At 72.3% G+C, this 21,492-nt stretch carries 20 protein-coding genes; 9 read left to right on the forward strand and 11 right to left on the reverse strand.

The window, feature by feature from the left end; all coding sequences use genetic code 11:
* Nucleotides 1-111 precede the first annotated feature (111 nt).
* From ACWENQ_RS12365 to ACWENQ_RS12375, 3 genes are all read left to right on the forward strand, one after another.
* Nucleotides 112-2,904 (forward strand): protein kinase domain-containing protein, encoded by a 2,793-nt coding sequence (locus tag ACWENQ_RS12365; protein WP_452414137.1) that lies wholly within the window; start codon nt 112-114, stop codon nt 2,902-2,904.
* A 221-nt stretch (nt 2,905-3,125) separates the two neighbouring features.
* Nucleotides 3,126-3,941, forward strand: coding sequence for an MOSC domain-containing protein (locus ACWENQ_RS12370; protein WP_452414138.1), 816 nt, complete (start codon nt 3,126-3,128; stop codon nt 3,939-3,941).
* Nucleotides 3,942-4,121: 180 nt separating this feature from the next.
* Nucleotides 4,122-5,369 carry an MFS transporter gene (locus tag ACWENQ_RS12375; protein WP_452414140.1) on the forward strand — a complete coding sequence of 416 codons (1,248 nt, stop codon included), beginning with the start codon at nt 4,122-4,124 and terminating at the stop codon, nt 5,367-5,369.
* 3 nt (nt 5,370-5,372) lie between these two features.
* On the opposite strand, the gene ACWENQ_RS12380 is transcribed toward ACWENQ_RS12375, so the two are convergent.
* A complete protein-coding gene (locus tag ACWENQ_RS12380; RefSeq protein ID WP_452414141.1) occupies nt 5,373-6,968 on the reverse strand; it encodes a bifunctional 3'-5' exonuclease/DNA polymerase in 1,596 nt (531 codons plus the stop codon).
* Nucleotides 6,969-7,089: 121 nt separating this feature from the next.
* A complete protein-coding gene (locus tag ACWENQ_RS12385) occupies nt 7,090-8,586 on the reverse strand; it encodes a metallophosphoesterase family protein (RefSeq protein WP_449924202.1) in 1,497 nt (498 codons plus the stop codon).
* A 95-nt stretch (nt 8,587-8,681) separates the two neighbouring features.
* Between ACWENQ_RS12385 and ACWENQ_RS12390 the strand changes: the two genes are divergently transcribed.
* The gene (locus ACWENQ_RS12390) at nt 8,682-9,065 is read left to right on the forward strand and encodes a hypothetical protein (protein ID WP_452414143.1); all 384 of its coding nucleotides are present in this window, start codon (nt 8,682-8,684) and stop codon (nt 9,063-9,065) included.
* Here ACWENQ_RS12390 and ACWENQ_RS12395 read toward each other — a convergent pair.
* Entirely contained in the window at nt 9,034-10,593 is a 1,560-nt protein-coding gene (locus ACWENQ_RS12395) for an FAD-binding oxidoreductase (RefSeq protein ID WP_452414521.1), read from the reverse strand. The genes ACWENQ_RS12390 and ACWENQ_RS12395 overlap by 32 nt on opposite strands.
* Nucleotides 10,594-10,625: 32 nt before the next feature.
* On the opposite strand from ACWENQ_RS12395, the gene ACWENQ_RS12400 reads away from it, so the two are divergent.
* The 4 genes from ACWENQ_RS12400 (at nt 10,626) to ACWENQ_RS12415 (ending at nt 14,021) form a co-directional block, all read left to right on the forward strand.
* Nucleotides 10,626-11,123, forward strand: a complete 498-nt coding sequence (locus tag ACWENQ_RS12400; protein ID WP_354904278.1) for a TetR/AcrR family transcriptional regulator — start codon at nt 10,626-10,628, stop codon at nt 11,121-11,123.
* Nucleotides 11,120-12,613, forward strand: coding sequence for a glycerol-3-phosphate dehydrogenase/oxidase (locus tag ACWENQ_RS12405; RefSeq protein ID WP_452414144.1), 1,494 nt, complete (start codon nt 11,120-11,122; stop codon nt 12,611-12,613). Before ACWENQ_RS12400 ends, ACWENQ_RS12405 begins: the two co-directional genes overlap by 4 nt.
* A gap of 80 nt (nt 12,614-12,693) precedes the next feature.
* On the forward strand, nt 12,694-13,608 hold the full coding sequence (locus ACWENQ_RS12410) for a sucrase ferredoxin (RefSeq protein ID WP_452414523.1): 915 nt from the start codon (nt 12,694-12,696) through the stop codon (nt 13,606-13,608).
* Between the two features lie 101 nt (nt 13,609-13,709).
* Complete coding sequence (locus tag ACWENQ_RS12415) at nt 13,710-14,021, forward strand: WhiB family transcriptional regulator (RefSeq protein ID WP_192773819.1); 312 nt, start codon at nt 13,710-13,712, stop codon at nt 14,019-14,021.
* Between the two features lie 189 nt (nt 14,022-14,210).
* Here the strand turns inward: ACWENQ_RS12415 and ACWENQ_RS12420 are convergent, their stop codons facing one another.
* Nucleotides 14,211-14,444 (reverse strand): DUF397 domain-containing protein, encoded by a 234-nt coding sequence (locus ACWENQ_RS12420; protein WP_449924216.1) that lies wholly within the window; start codon nt 14,442-14,444, stop codon nt 14,211-14,213.
* A gap of 63 nt (nt 14,445-14,507) precedes the next feature.
* Nucleotides 14,508-15,398 (reverse strand): helix-turn-helix domain-containing protein, encoded by an 891-nt coding sequence (locus ACWENQ_RS12425; protein ID WP_452414146.1) that lies wholly within the window; start codon nt 15,396-15,398, stop codon nt 14,508-14,510.
* Between the two features lie 178 nt (nt 15,399-15,576).
* On the opposite strand from ACWENQ_RS12425, the gene ACWENQ_RS12430 reads away from it, so the two are divergent.
* Complete coding sequence (locus ACWENQ_RS12430) at nt 15,577-16,050, forward strand: ATP-binding protein (RefSeq protein WP_449924221.1); 474 nt, start codon at nt 15,577-15,579, stop codon at nt 16,048-16,050.
* Nucleotides 16,051-16,061: 11 nt separating this feature from the next.
* Here ACWENQ_RS12430 and ACWENQ_RS12435 read toward each other — a convergent pair whose 3' ends face one another.
* The 6 genes from ACWENQ_RS12435 to ACWENQ_RS12460 form a co-directional block, all read right to left on the reverse strand.
* Complete coding sequence (locus ACWENQ_RS12435; RefSeq protein WP_354904290.1) at nt 16,062-16,691, reverse strand: phosphoribosyltransferase; 630 nt, start codon at nt 16,689-16,691, stop codon at nt 16,062-16,064.
* Nucleotides 16,692-16,734: 43 nt separating this feature from the next.
* Nucleotides 16,735-17,835, reverse strand: a complete 1,101-nt coding sequence (gene rsgA, locus ACWENQ_RS12440; RefSeq protein ID WP_452414148.1) for a ribosome small subunit-dependent GTPase A — start codon at nt 17,833-17,835, stop codon at nt 16,735-16,737.
* Nucleotides 17,836-18,010: 175 nt separating this feature from the next.
* Nucleotides 18,011-18,718 carry a type 1 glutamine amidotransferase gene (locus ACWENQ_RS12445; RefSeq protein WP_452414149.1) on the reverse strand — a complete coding sequence of 236 codons (708 nt, stop codon included), beginning with the start codon at nt 18,716-18,718 and terminating at the stop codon, nt 18,011-18,013.
* On the reverse strand, nt 18,715-19,458 hold the full coding sequence (locus ACWENQ_RS12450; RefSeq protein WP_354904296.1) for an amino acid ABC transporter ATP-binding protein: 744 nt from the start codon (nt 19,456-19,458) through the stop codon (nt 18,715-18,717). The genes ACWENQ_RS12445 and ACWENQ_RS12450 overlap by 4 nt, the downstream gene beginning before the upstream one ends.
* On the reverse strand, nt 19,458-20,558 hold the full coding sequence (locus ACWENQ_RS12455) for an amino acid ABC transporter permease (protein WP_449924227.1): 1,101 nt from the start codon (nt 20,556-20,558) through the stop codon (nt 19,458-19,460). The genes ACWENQ_RS12450 and ACWENQ_RS12455 overlap by 1 nt, the downstream gene beginning before the upstream one ends.
* Entirely contained in the window at nt 20,555-21,430 is an 876-nt protein-coding gene (locus ACWENQ_RS12460; RefSeq protein ID WP_449924230.1) for an ABC transporter substrate-binding protein, read from the reverse strand. Before ACWENQ_RS12460 ends, ACWENQ_RS12455 begins: the two co-directional genes overlap by 4 nt.
* Nucleotides 21,431-21,492: the final 62 nt, after the last annotated feature.

Consider the following 21,492-nt stretch of genomic DNA (forward strand, 5'->3'; position numbering starts at 1 on the left):
GCCGGCCGTTTGATTACGTTGATCGCGTGTCGACTTCCGTTTACTAATCGCATGCCGATATGGTGGCGAACCTCGCAATTCGGCGTAGGGGAAATAGGTAGGGGGCGGGAGATGTCTGACCGCTTGCTCGGAAAGGTCCCTGCCGAGGGACCTGGTGCGCCGGGGGGCGCCGAGAGCCGGGGTCGTCTCATCGGTCGCAGGTACAAGCTGCTGTCCCCCGTGGGCAGAGGCGGCATGGGCATGGTGTGGCACGCGCACGACGTGCTGCTCGACCGGCCCGTCGCGGTGAAGGAGCTGATCCTTCCCTATGGGCTCGACCAGGCCGGCAAGCAGGTGGCGCACCGGCGCATGATGCGCGAGGCCCGCTCGGCCGCGCGGCTCGGCCACCCCGGGATCGTGACCGTCCACGACGTGGTCGAGGAGGACGGCCGGCCGTGGATCGTGATGGAACTGGTCCGCGCGTGGTCGCTGGAGCAGGCCGTACGGCGGAGCGGCCCGCTGCCCGTCGTCCAGGCCGCCGAGATCGGCATCAGGGTGCTCGACGCGCTCCGGCACGCGCACGCGGCCGGGATCCTGCACCGCGACGTCAAGCCCGGCAACGTCCTGCTCACCGCCGACCGGGTCGTGCTGACCGACTTCGGCATCGCGGCCATCGAAGGCGACGTGTCCATCACGCAGACCGGCCTGCTCATGGGCTCGCCCGCCTACGTCCCGCCGGAACGGCTGTCGGGACAGCCCATCACGCAGGCGGCCGACCTGTGGTCCTTCGGCGCCACCCTCTACGCGGCCGTGGAGGGGCGGCCGCCGTACGAGGGGCCCGACGCGATCGCCGTGCTCGGCGCGGTGCTGACGCACGAGCCGGTCAAGCCGCAGCGGGCCGGGGCCATGCTGCCGGTCATCGAGGGGCTGCTGCGCAAGAACCCCGCCGAGCGGATGAACGCGGCCCAGGTCGCCGGCCTGCTCGAACGGATCCTGGCCAGCCACGGCGGCGGGGCCGCGCGATCGGCGGGGCCCATCCCGACGCCGTCGGACTCGACTCCCGCGCACCTGCTGCCGCCGCTCGACCCTCCGTCGGGGCCGTTGCCCTCGCGGATCGTCGAGACGCCCTCGGGGCCGGTGCGGGTTCCCTACGACCCGGCGGTGGACGGCCCGCCGGGCGGTTCGAGCAGTGGTTCCGATGTGAAGAGTGGTTTTGACTCGATGAGCGGTTACGACTCGACGAGCGGTTTCGATTCGATGGGCGGTTTCGACGCGGCGGGCGGTCAAGGACCGTACGACTCGCCGGGCGGCCACGACTCCCTGGGCGGCCCCTCGGGACCGCACCAGTTCGACACGCAGGGCGGCGCGTCAGGCCCCCACCGGTACGACGCGCCGAGCCACCCTGCGGGGTCACCCGGGTACGACGCGCTCGGCGGACCTGCGCAGTCACCCGGCTACGACGCACTGGGCGGACCTGCGGGGTCGCCCGGCTACGACGCGTTGGGCGGACCTGCAGGATCGCACGGGTACAGCTCGTTGGGCGGGCCCTCGGGGTCGGACAGGTACGACTCCCTGGGAGGTGCCTCAGGACCGCACCGGTACGACTCCCTGGGCGGCGCGCCGGGATCGCGAGGGTACGACGCGCCGCGGAGCTCGTCGGACCCCCGCGGCCATGAGGTGCCGCGCGGTTCCTCCGATCCCTACCCCACCCCGGCCCCGTCGGGGTCCGGCACGTCGCCCGCCCCGGGCTCGGGCGCGCATCAGGCATCGGCGTCCGGCGGCTTCCCCACCTCAGGTTCAGGTGGGTTTCCCATCTCAGGATCAGGCGGCTTCCCCACCTCAGAATCGGGCGGCTTCCCCACCCCAGGATCAGGCGGCTTCCCCACCTCAGAATCGGGCGGCTTCCCCACCCCAGGATCAGGTGGGTTTCCCACCCCAGGATCAGGCGGCTTCCCCACCCCAGGATCAGGCGGCTTCCCCACCCCAGGATCAGGCGGCTTCCCCACCCCAGGATCAGGCGGCTTCCCCACCCCAGGATCGGGCGGGTTCGCGGTCTCCGGGTCGGGCGGGGCTCCGAACTCGGGGTCGGCGGGGTTTCCGCACTCGGGGTCGGGCGGGTTTCCGGCGTCGGCCGCTGCGGCGAGCGGTGGCGCGGAGCCGCCGCCGATCCTGCCGCTGACCGACGGCCTGCGCCCCGACTCGGCCGCCCAGGCCCCGTGGCCGCTGTCCCAGGACGAGAAGCCCCGCCCCGGCGCCAGCGACCGCCGCGACCGCCCGGCCACCGGCCGCAGGAGGAGCACCGACGGCGGCGGGTGGATGCGCGGCGGGCGTCCCACCCCGCGCCTGATCCTCACCGTCGTCGCCACCCTCGGCGTCGCCGCGGCCACGGTCTTCTTCCTCACCTCGGGCGGCTCCCCGTCCGAGCCTGGCGTCGCCAATGCCACCCCGGCCGCCTCCGAGCCGGTCAAGCAGCCGATGGCGGCGGTGGCCGTACCCGACGGGTTCAAGGAGCACACCCCCGAAGGCTTCACCGCGGCCGTACCCGAGGCGTGGAAGCTGTCCGCGTCGGGCGGGGAGGCGATCTTCACCGGCCCCAAGGACTCCGGCATGAAGATCGCCGTCGAGCAGGTCTCGCCACAGGAGGACGGCGGCCTGGCCGAGCTGACCGGCGAGGAGGCCGACGGCGGCGTCGACGGATACATCCAGGTCCAGCTGCAGCAGGTGAAGTACCGCTCGTGGAAGGCGGCCGACTGGGAGTACCAGTACACGCAGGGCAACGGGGTGCCGATGCAGGCGCTGACCCGCTACGTCACCCTGGACGACAGGGACGCCTTCAAGATCACCTTCACCATGCCGCAGCTGCAGTGGGACGACCAGGCCCAGACCCGCAGGATCTTCCTCGACACCTTCCGCCCCACCTCCTGACCCGCCCCCACCCCGGGGGCTGCTGTCCCGGCAGACGCCCCGCGTTCCCAGGCCCGAAGACAGCGGGGCCCGGAGTGAGCAGGCCCCGAGCCGCTGTCCCGGCAGGCGGCGCCCCGTGCTCCCGGGCCCGGAGACAGCGGGGCCTCCCCTGCTGCTGCCCGACCCGCGCAGCGGCAGGGGCGGGCACCGTGGCGCGTCCGCCGGTGCGCTACCGTCACGCCATGAAGCTGGCGAGCATCCATTTCTATCCGGTCAAGTCCACCCGAGGCCACGATGTCACCGAGGCCGAGGTGGAGCCATGGGGTCTGAAGGACGACCGCCGCTACATGGTCGCCACCCCCGACGGAGGGATGCTGACCGCCAGGGAGGAGCCCAGGCTGCTGGCGTGCAGGGCCGAACTGTCCGGCGGCCGCCTCACGCTCACCGGCCCCCACCGCCCGCCGCTGCTGGTGACCCCCACCGCCGAGCTGAGCGACACGCAGGTGTGGCGCACCCGCGTCAAGCTCACCGACTGCGGCGACGACGCGGCCGCGTGGCTGTCGGCCCTGGTGGACAGGCCCGTGCGACTCATGTGGCTGGACGATCCGACCCGCCGTCCGGTGAACCCCGAGTACGGCACGCCCGAGGACCGGGTCTCGCTCGCCGACGGCTACCCGTTGCTGCTGGCCTCGATCGCCTCCCTCGACCAGCTGAACGACTGGATCGCCGAAGGGGCCGTCGAACGCGGCGAGGAGCCGCCCGCGCCGTTGCCCATGACCAGGTTCCGGCCGAACGTGGTCGTCTCGGGTGCCGAGGCGCCGTTCGTCGAGGACGGCTGGAAGCGGGTGCGCATCGGCGAGGTGGACTTCCGCGTGACCAAGCCGTGCGCCAGGTGCGTCCTGACCACGATCGACCCCGACACCCTGGAGAAAGGCAAGGAGCCGCTGCGCACGCTCGGCAAGCATCGCAAGATCGACAGGAAGCTGCTGTTCGCGGTCAACCTCATCCCCGACGGTCCCGGCGTGATCCGCGCCGGCGACCCCGTGACCGCCTCCTGATCGCCTCCCGACCGCCTCCGGACTGCCCGGTCACCTCCCGGCCGACCCGCGGCCGACCACCTCCCGCCCCGCCCGCGGCCGGGCGTCCCGGCCCCCCGCCCCGCCAGATCGTCCGCTTTGGGATGATGTTGGAGGTTATGCGACACTTCACCGGTGACCACCAGCCCGACAAAACCGTCAGTGTCGTCAGTACAGGGCGTGCAGCGCCGTACCCTCGCCGTGCTCTCCGCCGCCCAGATCACCGGAGGCGTCGGCGTGGCCGTCGGGCTGGCGCTCAGCTCGCTCGTCGTCTTCCGGCTGTCGGGCTCCGAGGCGGTCAGCGGACTGGCCGGCACGGCCACCGTCCTCGGCGCGGCGCTGCTGGCGCTTCCGGCGGCGAAGGTGTCGGGCAAGGGCGGGCGCAGGGCCGGGCTCGGCCTCGCGTACCTGGCGGCGCTGACCGGGTGCCTGATCTCGGTGCTGGCGATCACCGTCGGCTCGTGGCCGCTGCTGCTCGCGGGGCTGGTCCTGGTCGGCGGCGGCAGCGCGGGCAACCTCGCCGCCCGCTACTCGGCCACCGACCTTTCACCGCAGGGGCACGCCGCCCGGCACCTGTCGCTGGTGGTGTGGGCCGCGACCATCGGCTCGGTGGCCGGTCCCAACCTGGCCGGGCCGGCCGACACGATCGGCAGGGACCTGGGGCTGGTGCCCGCGGCAGGGCCGTTCGCGGTCGCCGCGCTCTCCTTCGCCGTGGCGTTGCTGATCGTCGTGGTGGGCCTGCGCCCCGATCCGCTGACGCTCGCCAGGCAGCTGAGCGGCACCGACACACCGTCCATGGCGGGATCCAGGACGATCAGGGACGCCTGGGACACCCTGCGCGCCACCCCCACCGCGCGCAGGGCGCTGCTCGCGATCGCCGTCAGCCACACCGCGATGGTGTCGGTGATGTCGATGACGCCCGTCCACCTGGACCACGGGGGCGCCGACCTGGAGGTCATCGGGCTGGTGCTCAGCCTGCACATCGCGGGCATGTTCATGCTGTCGCCGGTGGTCGGCTGGCTCGCCGACCGGCTGGGCAAGGTGCCCGTGCTGGTGCTCGGCATGGCGCTGCTGCTGGCCGCGGCGGCACTCGCCGGTACGGCGGGCCGGCACGGCGTCGGCCAGGTCACCGTGGGGCTCGTCCTGCTGGGGGTGGGCTGGTCGTGCGGGCTGGTGGCGGGCTCGGCCATGCTGTCGGAGTCGGTGGCGATCGAACGCCGTCCCGCCGTGCAGGGCCTGTCGGACCTGCTGATGAACGTCTGCGGCGCGACCGGCACGATCGTCGCGGGCGCGATCGTGGGGGCGCTGTCGTACGGCGTGCTCGGTCTGGTCGTCGGCGTCATGGTCACGATCACGGGCGGCTGGTTGGTGCTGCGCGGACGGCCGGGTCAGGCGGCACCCGCGGCCTGACGCTCACTTGGCGTCGGCGTAGCAGGAGACGGTCACCGTCTCCATCGGGAAGCGCACCGGCGTCGCCCCGAACAGCAGCCGTGTCGCCTCGGCGGCGGCCGCGGCCACGGCGGCGCTCACCTGCTCGGCCTGGTCGAGCGGGCAGTGCACCATCACCTCGTCGTGCTGGAAGAACACCAGCCTGGCCGGCTCCGGCAGCAGCCCGCGCAGCACCGCCAGCAGGGCCAGCGCCCACTCGGCCGCCGTGGCCTGGACGACGAAGTTGCGGGTGAAGCGCCCCCGGTCGCGGGCCGCACGCGCCCCGTCGGGCCCCGAGACGAGCTGCTTCCACCGCTGGGACGGCGGCGGGCTGGTACGGCCCAGCCACGACCTGACGAGCTTGCCCTCCTCCCCCGCCTTGGCCGCGTCCTCCACGAACCGGTAGGCGAGCGGGAAGCGCTCCCGCATCACGGCCAGCAGCTTGGGCGCGTCGCCGCTGGTGCCGCCGTACATGGCGGACAGCATCGCGATCTTGGCGTGGTCGCGCTCGCCGCCGAAGGCCTTGGCCAGCGCGGAGTAGAGGTCGATCTCGCCGGCGGCGGTGGCCAGGCCCCTGTCGCCCGCCATGGCGGCCAGCACCCGCGGCTCCAGCTGGGCGGCGTCGGCCACGATCAGCGCCCACCCCTCGTCGGCCAGCACGACCCTGCGCATCACCTTGGGGATCTGCAACGCCCCTCCGCCGCTGGTGGCCCAGCGGCCGGAGACCACGCCGCCCACGACGTACTCGGCCCTGAAACGCCCGTCGCGCACCCACTGGTCGGCCCACGCCCAGCCGTGGAAGCTGTGGAGCCTGGCCAGCTCCTTGTAGGCCAGCAGCGGCGCGACGGCGGGATGCTCGATCTTCTTCAGCTCCCACGACCTGGTGGTCTTGACCGCCACGCCCGCCGTCTTGAACGCCTTGACCAGCTGCTGCACGGAGTCGGGGTTGACGGGGTGGCCGAAGGCGGCCGACACCTGGTCGGCCAGCGCCTGCAGCTTGGCGGGCCGCATGCCGTGGACGGGCCGCGGGCCGAGCAGTTCGGTGAGCAGGTCGTCGTGCACGTCTCTGCGCCACGGCATGCCGTCGTGGCCGAGCTCGGCGGCGACCAGCGCCCCTGCCGACTCGGCGGCGACCAGCAGCCGGAAGCGGCCGGGGTCGGGCAGCGCCTCGATCCTGGCCAGCTGGTCGTGCAGCACCTCGGCCAGCGCGTCGGCGCCGAGCTCGGCCCGCTCCGGCTCGAACAGGGTGTCCTGCCTGGCCGCGGGCCCGCCGCCGTCGTCGGGCACCGGAAGCCCGTGGAGCCTGGCGTGGGCGGCCTCGGCCGAGCGCGGCTCGCCGTACCTGCCCTCGTGGGCGAGCAGCAGCCCCTCGGTCAGCGCCAGGTCGTGGCAGCGCGCCACCCGCACGCCCGCCGCCAGCAGCGCCGGGTAGACCTGCCGCGCGTCGGCCCAGACCCAGCGGGGGCGGCGCGGCTCCAGCTCGCCGACGGCGGCGGCGAGGTCGGCGACGCGGCGGGCCCGGCCCTCGATCGGGCGCAGCGTCCCGCCGCCCGAGGAGTCAGGGGTCAGGGCGACGTACACGCCTCCAGCCTGCCAGGCCGTACCGACAGTTCTCCCGCGCCTCCCAGGAGGTCACGAGGTCTCGGTCACAAGGCCAGGAGGTCGGGGTCCCGGGGAGTCAGGGGGCCGCGGGGTCATAGAGTCACGGGGTCAGGGGGATGGTCACCTCGTCCTCCAGCGGCGGGTCGAGCTCCTGCGGCAGGCACCCCGTGGCCGCGAAGCAGCGCAGCGTCAGCGCCTCGGGCGTCACGTCCAGGTGCAGGAAGCTCTTGAAGAACGGCGGGGTGTCCCAGTCGGACAGCTCCGACAGCGACCGGTGGAAGGTCCTGCCCACCGGCAGCCGCAGCGGCATCGGCCACGCGCCGAGCACGCGCGCCGCCCACCGCATCCGCCGGGTGATCGTCACCTCGGGGCGGATCGGCCTGACCGGGGTGTTCTTGACGCGGTCGGCCATGATGCAGGCCGCCTCGGCCGGGGTCAGGTACAGCCACCGCATGCGCAGCCGCCTGGCGTACAACTGGCTGTAGAACGACAGCGAGTCGCCCCGCAGCGGGTAGCACCTGAAGTCGTCCTCGTGCACGCCGGCCACGTCCACGCGCTCGATGGTGTGGGTGGCGTGCATGAACGCGCCCGACCCGCCCGCGACGACGTACTGGATCACCCGGTCCCCCACCCTGACCGGGTAGCGCTGGTAGTTGTGCACGTCGCCGCCGATGGCCGCGACATAGCGGTGCGCGGGGTCGCGGACGATGTCGTCGATCGTCCCGCCGCCCTCCAGCGGCGAGGGCTTGTAGACGTTGCGGGTGTAGATCGGCTTGCCGGTGACCAGGATCTTGGGCCGCGGGTCCAGGGAGGTCCTGCGCAGCCACGCGACCTGGTCCTTGTCGATCAGTCCGCGGATCCCGGTGTCGATCCCGACGATCAGCAGGCTCTCGCTCTCGATCGCCCAGTAGGAGGCCGGCTGGAGGGCCTGCTGCTCCGGCGCGCCGCGCAGCCGGCGGGCCGCGGCCAGGGCCGCCTCGTCGATCGGCTCGGGCTTGCGCCACAGCAGGCCGCGCGGGCCCCGGTCCGGCCGGGGCTTCAGCGGCGGCGCGTCGCAGAAGACGCGCATGAACCCGCCCAGCCCGTCGTACCAGTCGTGGTTGCCGGGAACGGCGTAGACGGGCGCCGGGTAGTCCTTGTAGGGCCGGAAGAACTTGTTCGGGTACTCGTTGCCCGCGCCCGTCGGATAGATCACGTCGCTGGCGATGACGGCGAAGGAGGTGTCCCGGCCGACCTCGAGCATCCCCGGCACCACCGCGTACTGGGAGGCGTCGCCCTCGCCGGGATCACCTAAGAGCAGGAAGCCGAAGCGCTTGCCGAGCCCCGGCCTGATCCTGAGGTCGGCGTCGACGCCCCGCCGCCGCTGCGCCTCGACCCAGCGCCGCCGTACCTCTCCCGAGGGGTCGCCGAACAGGCCGGCGAGGATCTCGTTGCGCGAACGCCAGAGGGTCCGGGGGTTGAGCCAGGAGAAGGTGTCGTTGTCCGGGCGCAGGTCACGGTAGGTTCCGATCTGCTGGCACCGCCATCCGGCGCCCTCCTCCGAGGTGCGGGAGGAGGACCGCTTTCCACGCTCTGCGGCGACGTCGACCATGGTCATATGTTTACCTGATCTCATGAAGCTGTCATCAGGCGACCACGTGCGGTAGCCTTCACCCCCAAGCAAGCGGTTGTCGATGCTGCGGGGGGCTGGGGATGGCCCGCACCGGTTCAGGGGATGGGATCAGCGCCGACGCCGTCGAGGGCCTGCTCGCCTATGCCGCGACGCAGCGGGGGTTCGGCGGTGCGGCGATGAGAACGACGGAAAGGGCGATCGCGGGCGCGCGCGCACTGGCGGCCCGCGATCCCGTCACGCACACGGGGCTGCTGGTCAGGGCGCTACGGGCGGGCTGCGGGCTGCTGATGTCGCGCGGCCGGCCGGCCAGGGCGCTGCCGCTGGCGGAGGAGGCGCTGGAGCTGGCCAGGAGCCTCGGCGGCGCGCCGCTGGTCATGGCGCTGGGCTGCACCGCCGAGGTGCTGACGGCGCTCGGCCGGAAGGAGGAGGCGTTCATCCTGCTGGTCGAGGCGGAGAAGGAATGAGCACGCCGGGGTTCATGATCCCGGCGGGGTCGAGGCGCTCCTTGACCGCGCGCAGGATCTCCACGCCGAGCGGGCCGATCTCCTCCGCGTAGGCCTCCCGGTGGTCCCTGCCGACGCCGTGGTGGTGCGAGATGGTGCCGCCGGCGGCGACGATCGCGGCGTTGACCTCCCGCTTGGCGCTCTCCCATGCGGCCAGGCCGTGGCCGGTCACCACGGTGAAGTACAGCGACGCGCCGGTCTCGTAGACGTGCGAGATGTGGCACATGACCAGCGGCGTGCCGAGCGCGCCGAGCAGCGCCAGCCGTACCGCGTCGTAGAGCCTGGGCAGGTTCGCCCAGAAGGTCGCGGTCTCCAGCGTCTCGACGGTGGCGCCGGCGGCCAGGAGCGAGTCCCGCAGGTACGGCGCGGCGAAGCGGCCGTGCGCCCAGGCCTGCCCCGGCTCGGCGCCCAGGTAGGTGCCGCCCGCCTGGGCCAGCACGGCCGCCGCAGGCTGCCGGTCCTTCTCGTGGCCGGCGATCAGCAGGCAGCCCGCGTCGCCGGAGCCGATGGCCTCGGGCTTGGCCAGGCCGATCATCGTCTCGGTCTCGTCGGACAGTCGCAGCACGGTGGGCAGCGACCCCGCCTGCGCGAGGGCGCGCATCGCCGCCGAGCCGGCGGCGAACGACTCGAACCGCCAGCCCTCGTAGACCGTCTCGGCCGGGATCCTGCGCACCCGCAGCCGCAGCGAGGTGATGACGCCGAAGGCGCCCTCCGAGCCGAGGACCAGCTGGCGCAGGTCGGGGCCCGCGCCGGACTTGGGCGCCCGGCCGAGGTCGAGCGTCCCGGTGGGGGTGGCCACGGTCATGCCCACGACCATGTCGTCGAAGCGCCCGTACCCGGCCGAGGCCTGCCCGCTGGACCTGGCGGCGGCGAAGCCGCCGAGCGTGGCGTACTCGTAGGACTGGGGGAAGTGCCCCAGCGTGAGCCCGTGCTCGCCCAGCAGCCGCTCGGCGTCGGGCGCGCGCAGGCCGGGCTCCAGCTCGGCGACCATCGACTCGGTGTCGACCGACACCAGCCGGTCGAGCCTGGCCAGGTCGAGGGCGATCACGCCGCCGCCCGTCACGTCGCCCGTCACGCCGCCTGTCACGCCGCCGACGACCGAGGTGCCGCCGCCGTAGGGGACGACCGCCACGCCGTGTCGCCCGCACACCTCGAGGACGCGCAGCACCTCCTCGTGCGAGCCAGGCAGGACGACCGCGCCGGGGGCCTCCGAGCCGTCGCCGGCCCGTATGCGCAGCAGGTCGGGGGTGGACTTGCCGCGGGTGTGCCGGACCCTGGCCTCGTGGTCGTCGCGCACGTGGGCCGCTCCCACCGCCTCCCGCAGCTCGGCCAGCGCCGCGCCGGGCAGCGAGGCCGGCGGGAGCTTCACCTCGTCGATGGCCACGGCGGGCGCGGGCGCGCTCACCCCCATGAGGTCGTGCAGGAGCCTGCGGATCTGGTCGGGCAGCTCGCGGGCCTTGGCGGGGTCGCCCCAGCCGCTCCACAGCATCGGTTCGTTCTCCACGCCTTACACTGTGACACATGACGGCAATTCGTCACAATGACGTCGTACTGGACGCCGCCCGTGCCTGCGTGCTGGCCTACGGGGTGCGGCGCACGACGCTGACCGACGTGGCCAGGCGGGCCGGGGTGTCGCGGATGACCATCTATCGCGGCTGGCCCGACGTGGGCAGCCTGGTGGCGGATCTGATGACCCGCGAGTGGCTGCGCGTGGTGGCCGAGCTCGACCTGAGCGATCCCGTGCCGGCCGTGGTCAAGGGCGTGCGGACGCTGCGGGAGCACCCGCTGTGGCGGAAGATCGTCGAGGTCGACCCCGAACTGCTGCTGCCGTACCTGACCGTGCGCAGGGGCGCCAGCCACGACGCGATCCTCGAGGTCCTGGAGCGGAGCATGAGCCCGGCGCGGGCCCGCGCCGTGCTGCTGACCGCCCAGTCGTTCCTGCTGTCGGCCCACACCATGGGCGACCCCGACGCCCTCGACGCCGAACTGACGACCCTCCTGGAGAGGTATCTGGCATGACACCCGCGACGAACACCTCCCTGACCGCCGCGCGCAGGCTCGCCGAGCTGGAGCGGGTCCGCCACGAGACCGTCGACGTGCTGGTCGTGGGGCTCGGCGCCACGGGGGCGGGCGTGGCGCTCGACGCCGCCTCCCGCGGACTCACGGTGGCCGCGATCGACGCCCACGACCTGGCCTTCGGCACCTCGAGGTGGAGCTCGAAGATGATCCACGGCGGGCTGCGCTATCTCGCCAAGGGCCAGGTGGGGGTGGCCCGCGAGAGCGCGGTCGAGCGCGGCATCCTGCTCACCCGCACCGCGCCGCATCTGGTCAGGGCCGCGCCGTACCTGCTGCCGCTCACCCCGGCGGTCTCGCGGGCGCAGGCCGCGCTGGTCATGACCGGCTACCGGATGGGCGACGCGCTGCGCGTGGCCGCGCGCACGCCGCGCGGGCTGCTGCCGGGGCCGTCGCGGCTGCCCTCCGCCAAGGCGCGGGAGCTGGCGCCGCCCCTGCGCGGCGACGGCCTGCGCGGGGCGCTGCTGTCGTGGGACGGCAGGCTCGTCGACGACGCCCGCCTGGTGGTGGCGATCGCCCGGACGGCGGCCGGCCACGGCGCCCGGATCCTGACCAGGTGCAGGGCCCTGGAACTGCACGGCGACGGCGCCGAGGTGCGCGACGAGCTGACCGGCGAGACGTTCACGATCAGGGCCCGCGCGGTGATCAACGCGGCGGGCGTGTGGGCCGGCCTGCTCAACCCCGACCTCAGGCTGCGCCCCTCGCGCGGCACCCATCTGGTGCTGCGCGGCGAGACGCTGCCCGGGCTGCGCGCCGGGCTTCACGTGCCCATACCCGGCGAGAGCAACCGGTTCGCCCTGGTCCTCCCCCAGCACGACGGGCGGGTCTACGTCGGTCTCACCGACGAGCCGGTGGACGGCCCGGTCCCCGACGTGCCGGAGGTGCCCGAAGAGGACGTCACGGCGCTGCTGAGCGTGCTGAACACGGTCCTGGAGGTCCCCGTGGACCGCGGCGCGGTGGCGGGCGCCTACGCGGGTCTCAGGCCGCTCCTGGAGGCCGAGGGACGCACCGCCGACCTGTCCCGCCGGCACGCGGTGCTGATGTCGGCGGACGGGGTGGTCACCGTCACCGGCGGCAAGCTGACCACCTACCGGCGGATGGCGCAGGACGCCGTGGACCTGGCCGTCTCGCGGCGGGCGCTGCCGGCGGGCCCGTGCGTGTCGGATCGGCTGCCGCTGGTCGGCGCCCGGCTCGCGGGCGGCCCCGCGGACCTCGTCGCTCGGTACGGCGGCGAGGCGGCGGCCGTCCACGAGCTGGTGAAGCGGCATCCCGAGCCGGTGGGCGCGGGCCGTACGCTCGGCGAACTGGTGTGGGCGGTCCGGCACGAGGGCGCGCTGGACGAGGCCGACCTGCTCGACCGGCGCACCAGGATCGGGCTGGTCCCCGAGGACCGGGCGGCGGCGCTCGCGGCGGCCCGGCACGCCCTGACCCTCTGAGCGCGTGTCGGCCGCATGCACACTCCCCAAACCGTTAGGTTAGTCTTACCTAAGGAAGAAGGATCAAGGGGAAGGTGGGCATGGCCAAGGGGTGCGACCATCCGGTCGGCTGTCACACGGGCGACGTGCCGACCCTCGCCAGCGCGACGGTCGGCGCCCGCCTGTGGCTGCTCATCGAGCACGAGGGTCCGTGGGCCTCGCACCTGGAAAACTGTGAACTTCCTGAAGAGATCGCGGAACTCGTGCGAAGAGCCGCCGAACGCGGTATCAGACCCCAGCTCATCCGCCGCCCAGGGCGCCGAACCCGGCAGCGGGAGCAGCACATCCGTGTGCTAGTCGGCTACGCGGCAGGCGAGAACCCCTGGCTGGCCAGCGGTGTCATCGCAGGTCCTGACGATCTTGACTTGGACGCCGTGGTGGCCGGAGTGGTCCCAGAGTCCTGCATACTTGAAGACGAGCCGGTATTTCTGGTCTGCACGCACGCCAAGCGCAATGCGTGCTGCGCCCGCATTGGACTACCCCTCGCTCGACGGCTGGCAGAAGTTTTGCCGGACAGAGTGTGGGAAACCTCACATGTTGGCGGCGATCGCTACGCCGCCAACCTCGTGTGCTTGCCACACGGAATTTTCTACGGCAGCATGTCTCAGGCTGCTGCGATCGCAGCAGTCAACGCGTACCGGTCCGGCGAGGTGATTCTCGACCGTTACCGGGGACGCGCAGGCATCCCTGAGCCATTGCAGGCCGCCGAGCATTTCGCCCGTGCCCACACGGGTGAACTGTCGGTCGGCGAAGTGGCCGTGGAATCCTCCAGGTCGGACGGCGACGTCACCGAGGCCCTCGTGCGCTGCGGTGACGTCCGGTTCCAGGTTGTGGTTGAGCCAGCGGTGTTCCCAACACCGTGTGGTACGGCTTGCGCCGAGACGATCACGACCTACCGGCTGGTCTCGCTGGACAGGCTCGCGCCTGTGCGGTACGCCACGCCCGCTCTCGCCTGATCACGGGAACATCACGGCACACCCCTGCGTTGGAACAGTGACGCCGAAAGCGTCCAATGCGGCTCAATCACTGAAATACCTCTCACGAAGGTGGTTTTCTCATGTCTCAGGTACGTCGGCAGATCGCCCGCCCGCGCCCCAGCTGGGGTTGGCAGGATGATGCCGCGTGCCGAGGTGAGGACCTCGTGCTCTTCTTCGGTCCCGACGGCGAGCGGCAGCCCGAGCGTGACGTTCGCGAGCGGAAGGCCAAGGCGATCTGCGCCCAGTGCCCCGTTCGCGCCGAGTGCCTTGACTACGCGCTGTCCCGGCCCGAGAAGTACGGCACGTGGGGCGGTCTTAACGAGGACGAGCGCGCCTCCGAGCGCCGCCGTCGCATGCGCCGCGCGGCCAGCGCAGGCATCTCCGCCGCCTGAGGTCCACCCCGGCAGCGTCCAGCAGCAGCGTGATCACGCAGTTGTCCCGATGACCACCTCGAACCCGGTCGGGACAACTGCCTGATCAAGCACCATCAAGCACCACGGGCGTCGCCGGCATCACATCCCCCCTCCCAACAGGGGGCGCGCGACTCCCCCCCGTCGAGGGCAGCGTGACGATGCCGCGCCTCAGGCGATCAGGTCGTCGAACTCCCCGTCCTTCGCGCCCAGTACGAACGCGGTCATCTCCGCCTTGGTGTAGACGAGCGCGGGATCGTCGGGGAAGCGGGAGTTCCGCACCGCGTACTGGCCCGTCGGCAGGGCGGCCACCTCCACGCAGTTGCCGTTCGGATTACTGCGCCTGCCCTTGCGCCAGGCCACCGCGAGTCTGCTCGCGGCGATGCCGTTGGGAATCTCCCCCATGGTTCCTCCTCGTGCGTGCGAATGCACGTGCATCGGTGCTTGCAGGGCACGAGGATACGCGAACTAGAAGATCTTGCGCAGTCGCTCCAGAAAGCGCCGACTTTCGGCGGGAGTGTCCGCTTGCACGCTGAGCCGGTCCATGACCTTCATGTAGTGCTCGGACTCACCCAGCTTGTCCAGGTAGAGCGCGCTCGACAGCTGCTCCATGTAGACGACGTCGGGCAGCTCGGGCTCGGGAAAGCGCAGGATGGAGAAGGCGCCGCCGGCCGCCGCGTGCCCGCCCCGCTCGAACGGCATGACCTGCACCGTCACGTTCGGCAGGTCGGCGACCTCGATGAGGTGCCCGATCTGGCCACGCATGGTCTCGTTCCCGCCCAGCGCGCGGCGCAGCACCGCCTCGTCGAGCACCGCCCACAGCGCGACCGGCCGCTCGCCCCCGAGGCGTTCCTGCCTGGTCATCCGGAGCGTGACGCGGCGCTCCATCTCGCTCTTCGGCGCCTTGTCGTGGGCCAGCGAGATCACCGCTCGCGCGTAGTCGGGCGTCTGCAGCAGGCCGGGGACGAACTGGTTCTCGTAGGTGCGGATGATCGAGGCCGCCCCCTCCAGGCCGATGTAGACCTCGAACCAGTTCGGCAGCAGGTCGTTGTACTTGTGCCACCAGCCCGGCTGGTTGGCCTGCCTGGCCAGGTCGAGCAGGCGCGCCCGGTCGCCGGGGTCGGTCACGCCGTACATGGTGAGCAGGTCGGCGACGTCGCGCTCCTTGAAGCTCACCTGGCCCAGCTCGAGTCGGCTGATCTTGGCGTGCGAGGCCCTGATGGCGTAGCCGGCGTCCTCCCTGGAGATCCCCTTGGCGGTGCGCAGCCTCCTGAGCTGGGCACCGAGCAGGATACGCAGAACCGTCGGGCCGCCACCCTTGACAGAGCTCAGGGGTCGCACGTTCTCCGCCGCTTCCACGCGCTGTCTCCTCTCGAGTAAAGATCCAGTGTGACACGGATCCGGGGCGGGCATCACCCTTCACGCACGTGCATTTGCGATTTGCATCGGTAAAGCACGGAAAGTCTTGCATCTGTAAGCTCTCGCCGTAAATATGGTCACTTGGACCGCGCGAAGTATCCGAGCCCCGGGGACCTCCATGACCACTTCCGCCGCACCATCAGCACCATGGCACGCCGCCACGGGCACCGCACCGCCCGACTGGCTCAGCACCCTGTTGTCCGGCAGCCCGCCCGGCGACCAGGCGGTGGTGCTCGACTTCGCCATGCCCGCCGACCCGGCCGTCGTGGGGGTGGCCAGGTCGTTCGTGCGCACCACCTTCGCGGGATGGGAGTCCTGCGACGCGGTGTTCGACGCGCAGCTCGTCGTCTCGGAACTGGTGACCAACGCCATCAGGCACGGCGGGGGCGCCAGGTCGCTCAGGCTGGTGTGCTCGCAGCGCCGGCTCGGATGCGCGGTCCGTGACTTCAGCGGCGCGGTGCCGGTGACCGCGACAACCGGTTTCCTGGCCGAGTTCGGCAGGGGGCTGCCGCTCATCGAGGCGCTCACGACCACCTGGGGGTGGCTTCATCCGGCCGGCGGCGGCAAGCTCGTCTGGGCCGCGCTCAACTGAGGCGGCCCACGTCACTGCTGGGCCAGCAGCGCCAGCACGTCGGCGTCGGTCAGCTGCTCGAAGCTTCCGTACCACTGCCCGACCGCGTGGAAGTCGGGCGGCGTGGCCAGCACGACCAGCTCGTCGGCCTCGCCGCGCAACGCCCTGACCGTCTGCGGCGCTCCGACCGGCACAGCCAGGGTGAGCCTGCCCGGCTTGGCCGCCTCGACCGCCCTGAGCGCCGCCCTCGCCGTACCGCCGGTGGCGAGCCCGTCGTCGACGACCACCACGTCCCGGCCCGTCAGGTACGGCAGCTTCCGGTCCCCCCGGTAGACGCGCACCCTGCGGCGCAGCTCCTCGCGCTCCCGCTCGACCACCTTCTCCAGGCCGGAGCGGGTCAGGCCGAGACCGGCCATCAGCCGCTCGTCGAAGACCGGCTCCCCTCCCTCGGCGATGGCGCCCACGCCCAGCTCGGGCTGGGCGGGGTAGCCGATCTTCCTGGTGACGAGGATGTCCAGCACGCCGCCGATCCTGCGGACCACGGGCACCGCCACGGCGACCCCGCCGCGTGGCAACGCCAGGACGACGGGGTCCTTCAGCCCGCGCAGGCGCTCGGCCAGCAGGGCGCCTGCCTCGGCTCTGTCGGCGAACAGCGGCCCCATGCCCGAGTCATACCCGTACCGGTGCCGCGCATCCCTGCGCCGGCTAGGACCGATTACGCCCTGACCTGCGCATCTCCTTGTGGATGATCTTCCACTTCTGCTGTTGTTCCTTGCGCAGCCTGGCGTCGGTCCTGCCGGCCATCCACGCGGCCTCCCGCTGGAGCTTGAACCAGCTCTCCAGCCTGCGCTCGGGCAGCAGACCCGAATCCAGGGCCGCCTGCACGGCGCAGTCCGGCTCGCCGTTGTGGGAGCAGTCGCCGAACCTGCACGAGCGGGCCAGGTCCTCGATGTCGGCGAAGACGAGGTCGACCCCGTCGGTCATCTCGTAGAGGCCGACCCGCCTGATGCCTGGCGTGTCGATGATCAGCCCACCGCCGGGCAGCGGGATGAGCTCCCGGTGCACGGTGGTGTGCCGGCCCCTGCCGTCGGCGGCGCGGACCTGCTGGGTGTCCATCACCCCCTCCTCGGCCAGCGCGTTGACCAGCGTGGACTTGCCCGCTCCCGAAGGACCGAGCACCACGGCCGTGCGCGAGCCGGCGAGATGCTCGCGCACCGGCGCGACACCCTCGCCGAGCAGGGAGGAGACGGCGTGCACCGGCACGCCGGGCGCCGCCGCCGAGACGTCGGCCAGCAGCTGGTCGAGCCCCAGCTCGAACAGGTCGGACTTGGTGATGAGCACGACGGGCGTGCCGCCGCTCTCCCACGCCAGGGCGACCAGCCGCTCGATGCGTCCGAGGTCGGCGAAGTCGGTGGCGTGCATGGACGGCTCGGCCACGAAGACGACGTCGACGTTGGCGGCGAGCACCTGCCCCTGTCCGTCGCCGGACAGTCCCCCGCGCGAGACGCGGCTGACGCCGCCCCTCACGAAGGCGGTACGGCGGGGCAGTACCTCGTCGAGCTCGTAGCGGCCCTCGGGCAGCGCCCGCAGCGCCACCCAGTCGCCCACGCAGGGCAGTGCGACCGGGTCGCCGGCCGCGGCCCTGCGCACGCGGGCGCCGTATTTGACATGGTGATGGCCGTCGGAGGCGATGACCTCCGCGGCTCCGCGGTCGACCCGCGCCACGCGCGCGGGAACGGTGTCCGCGGGAAGCTCGGCGGCCAGCGAGCCGGTCCAGCCGAGCAGGGAAAGATCGTGTGTGGTCACGCTTGGGTACCCTTCGGAAGCCGGGCCCCGCGGCGTGAAAGGTCAGGCGGGCACCCGGAAGTTTTCGGACAGCGAGCAGCTCAGAAAGACCCGCATAGTCCTCACCTCCCATGTGTCGTGGCCGTCTGCCTAGCCGAACAGTATCACTCCCGCAGATCACGTGCGTCGTGAGCGGTCACGCGGGCTCGCGGACCAGGGCCAGCCAGCGGTCGGTGATCCCGCCCCACAGGTCGCGCAGCGCCGGCTCGGCCGCGGCGACGCCGCCCAGCATGGCGGGCACGTCCAGGCCGAGCTCGGCCAGCTGCGGCGACTCCCCCGAGGCCCACTCGGTGGCCGAGGCGAGCAGCACCTCGGGATGGAACTGCACACCCCACGCGCGCCGGCCCAGGCGGAAGGCCTGGTGCGGGAAGGCGTCGTCGCGCAGGAGGGGGACGGCCCCTGGCGGCAGCTCCGCGATCTCGTCCCAGTGCCACTGGACGGCCTGGCCGTCGGCGGGGAAGCCGGAGAACAGCTCGTCGTCGTCGGCCGCCGGGTAGGCGCCGAGCGGGAAGAGGCCGACCTGGGCGGCGGCGGCGACGGTGACTGTCCCGCCGCAGGCCTGGGCGAGCAGCTGGCCGCCGAGGCAGACCCCCAGGACGGGGACCTCGTCGCGGACCGCCTCCCGCAGCAGCGCCTCCACGGCGGGCAGCCACGGGGCCAGGCCGACGTCGCCGGTTCCCGGGGTGCCGCCGAGCACGACCAGGCCGTCGTGTCCCGACAGGTCGGGGGGCAGGGGTTCGCCCAGGTACGGGTGGCGCAGGTCGAGCTTGTGCCCGGCCCGCTCGATCCGCTCCCCGATCAGGCCGGGGCCGGTGCCGTGTTCGTGCTGGATGCCGAGGATCACAGGCGTCCCGCCTCGATGATGGACTTCAGGAACATGCGCGTACGCTCCTCGTGTGGTTCGGTGAAGATCTGTTCGGGCGGCCCCTCCTCCAGCAGGCAGCCCTGGTGCAGGAAGCACACCCGGCTCGCCACCTCGCGGGCGAAGCCCATCTCGTGGGTGGCCAGCAGCATGGTCAGACCCTCGGCCGCCAGGTCACGGACGATGCCGAGGACCTCGGCGACGAGCTCGGGGTCGAGCGCCGAGGTGATCTCGTCCAGCAGCAGCACGCGAGGCCCCATGGCGAGGGTCCTGACGATCGCGACCCGCTGCTGCTGCCCGCCGGACAGCCGGTCGGGGTAGGCGTCGGCGCGTTCCTCCAGGCCCACCCTGCGCAGCAGCTCCAGCGCGCGGGCACGGGCCTGCTCACGCGGCAGGCCGCCGAGCCTGACCGGCGCCAGCGTGATGTTGTCCAGCACGCTCATGTGCGGGAACAGGTTGTAGCTCTGGAAGACCATGCCGATGTCTTTGCGCAGCAGGTTGACGTCCACGCCCGCTCCGGAGACCACCTCGCCGTCCAGGCGGACGGTGCCGGCGTCGATGGACTCCAGCGCGTTGACACAGCGCAGCAGGGTGGACTTGCCGCTGCCCGAGGCGCCGATCAGGCAGATCACCTCGTGCCGCTCCACGGACAGGTCGATGCCCTTGAGCACCTCGTGGCCGCCGTAGCTCTTGCGCAGCCCTTCGAGCTCCAGGAAGGCCATCACGTGCTCCGTTCGCGGGTGAGGAGACGGTCGACGAGCCGGGCCTGCGGGATGGTGATGAGGATGAACAGCACCGCCACGACCGTGACCGAGGAGAGGTTGAAGTTGTTGGCGGCCAGGATCTTGGCCTGGTTGAAGGCGTCGATGCTGCCGATGACGTTCACCAGCGCGGTGTCCTTCTGCAGGCTGATGAAGTCGTTCAGCAGCGGCGGGATCACCCGGCGCGTGGCCTGCGGCACCACCACGTGCCGCATGGTCGCCAGGTAGGAGAAGCCGAGCGAGCGCGAGGCCGCGATCTGGCTGGGGTGGATGCTCTCGATGCCGGCGCGGAAGACCTCGGCGACGTAGGCGCCGTAGACCACGGTGAGCGCCAGGATCGCGTACCAGGTCTGGTTGAGCCCGCTGAGCAGCGGAACCTCGGCCAGCGGCAGGCCGAAGCCGATCAGGTAGATCACGATGATCGCGGGAACGGCCCGGACGGCGTCGATGTAGAAGGTCGCCAGCCGCCTGATCGGCCGCCCCGCCCGGCCGGGCGCGAGCCTGGCCAGGGCCAGGACCAGGGCCCAGACCAGCACGAGCGCCTGCGCCACCACGGCGATGACCAGGTTGGTGGCGAAGGCGCGGGCGATGTCGGGGAAGCTCGCCCACATCAGGGCGCCGTCGAGGAAGGTCTTCTGCACCGCCGCGTCGTTGGCGAGCACGAAGACGATCGCGCCCAGCGCGCACAGGACGGCCAGCGCCGCGCCGAGCGCCGTCCAGGCCGACTCGCGCACGCGCGCGGCCAGCCGGCGCGCCGCCACTACGTCGGTCTCCTCAAGCGCGGCGGCGCAGGCACGCGAGGCTCGCCAGGCGTCCCACGCGGGCCGGAACACCGCCAGGACGGCCAGCGCGCCCGCGACCGCGACGGCGCCGAGCACCCAGCGCCAGGGCCCGGCGGTGGCCGCCCCGACGAGGTCGGCGGCCACGGCCCAGGTGGCGGCGGTGGCGAGCGCCGCTCCCGTCATGCCGGCCGCCGCGAAACCGCGTCCCGGCGCGGGGACGGGCTGGGCGCGCTCCGGCGCGGCCGAGGCGCCCCCGAGGAGCGTCTGCTGGGCGGTCACGACGCCTGCCAGAGCGGGACGGAGGCCGGGTCGCCGCCGAACACCTTGGCCAGGTGGTCGGCCGACAGCTTGTCGAACGTCCCGTCGGACTTCATCTGCTGGATGATCGCGTCGAGGGTGGCGGCGTTGGGCGAGCCCTTGGGGTAGAGCGCGCCGTACGACTCGCCGGTCGAGTACTGGCCGACGACGGTCAGCGCGCCCTGCGAGTTGGCGGCGGTGCCCAGCATGATGGCCACGTCCTGGAGCCCGGCGTCGATCTGCCCGGCCTTGACGGCGGCGGCCATCTCGGGGTCGTTGGGGAAGACCTTGGGCTGCTGCTCGGGCTTGAGGACGTTGGCCACGAAGTCGGCGCCGGTGGTTCCCTGCTTGACGCCCAGGCGCAGCGTGCGCAGGTTGCCTGCGGTCACGTCGGCGCCCTTCTTGGTCATCACCCCGATGTTGGAGGCGAAGTAGGGCGCCGAGAAGGTCACCACCTTCTTGCGCGCCTCGGTGATGGAGATCTCGGCCAGGGCCAGGTCGAAGTCCTTGGTGTGGCCGGCGACCAGCGCGTCGAAGGGCGCGTTCTCGACGGCCAGCTTGGACAGCCCCGCGCGGTAGGCGATGGTGGCCGCCATGCAGTACTCGAAGCCGTCCTTGATGTCGGCCACCGTGTCGCCGTTCCACCAGCCCTTGGAGGGCAGGTCGCCCTGCACCGTCAGGGTGTCCTCGGTTACGGTCGCGAGCTTGAACTCGCCGCGCTTGCCGGTCACGGTGCAGTTGCCGTAGGCGGTGCCGCTGGCCTCGGTGGTGCTGGAGGTGGAGGATCCGCAACCTGCCGCAAGCAGCAGGACGGTGAGACCGGCGGCGGCGAGGCCGGAGCGGGTTCGGGTCATGGCTCACTCCTGAGTCGTTCTGGGGTACGCCACGGTTGCAAAAACGCTTTGGCTCGGTCAAT

It is taken from the genome of Nonomuraea sp. NPDC004354, from assembly GCF_053602555.1.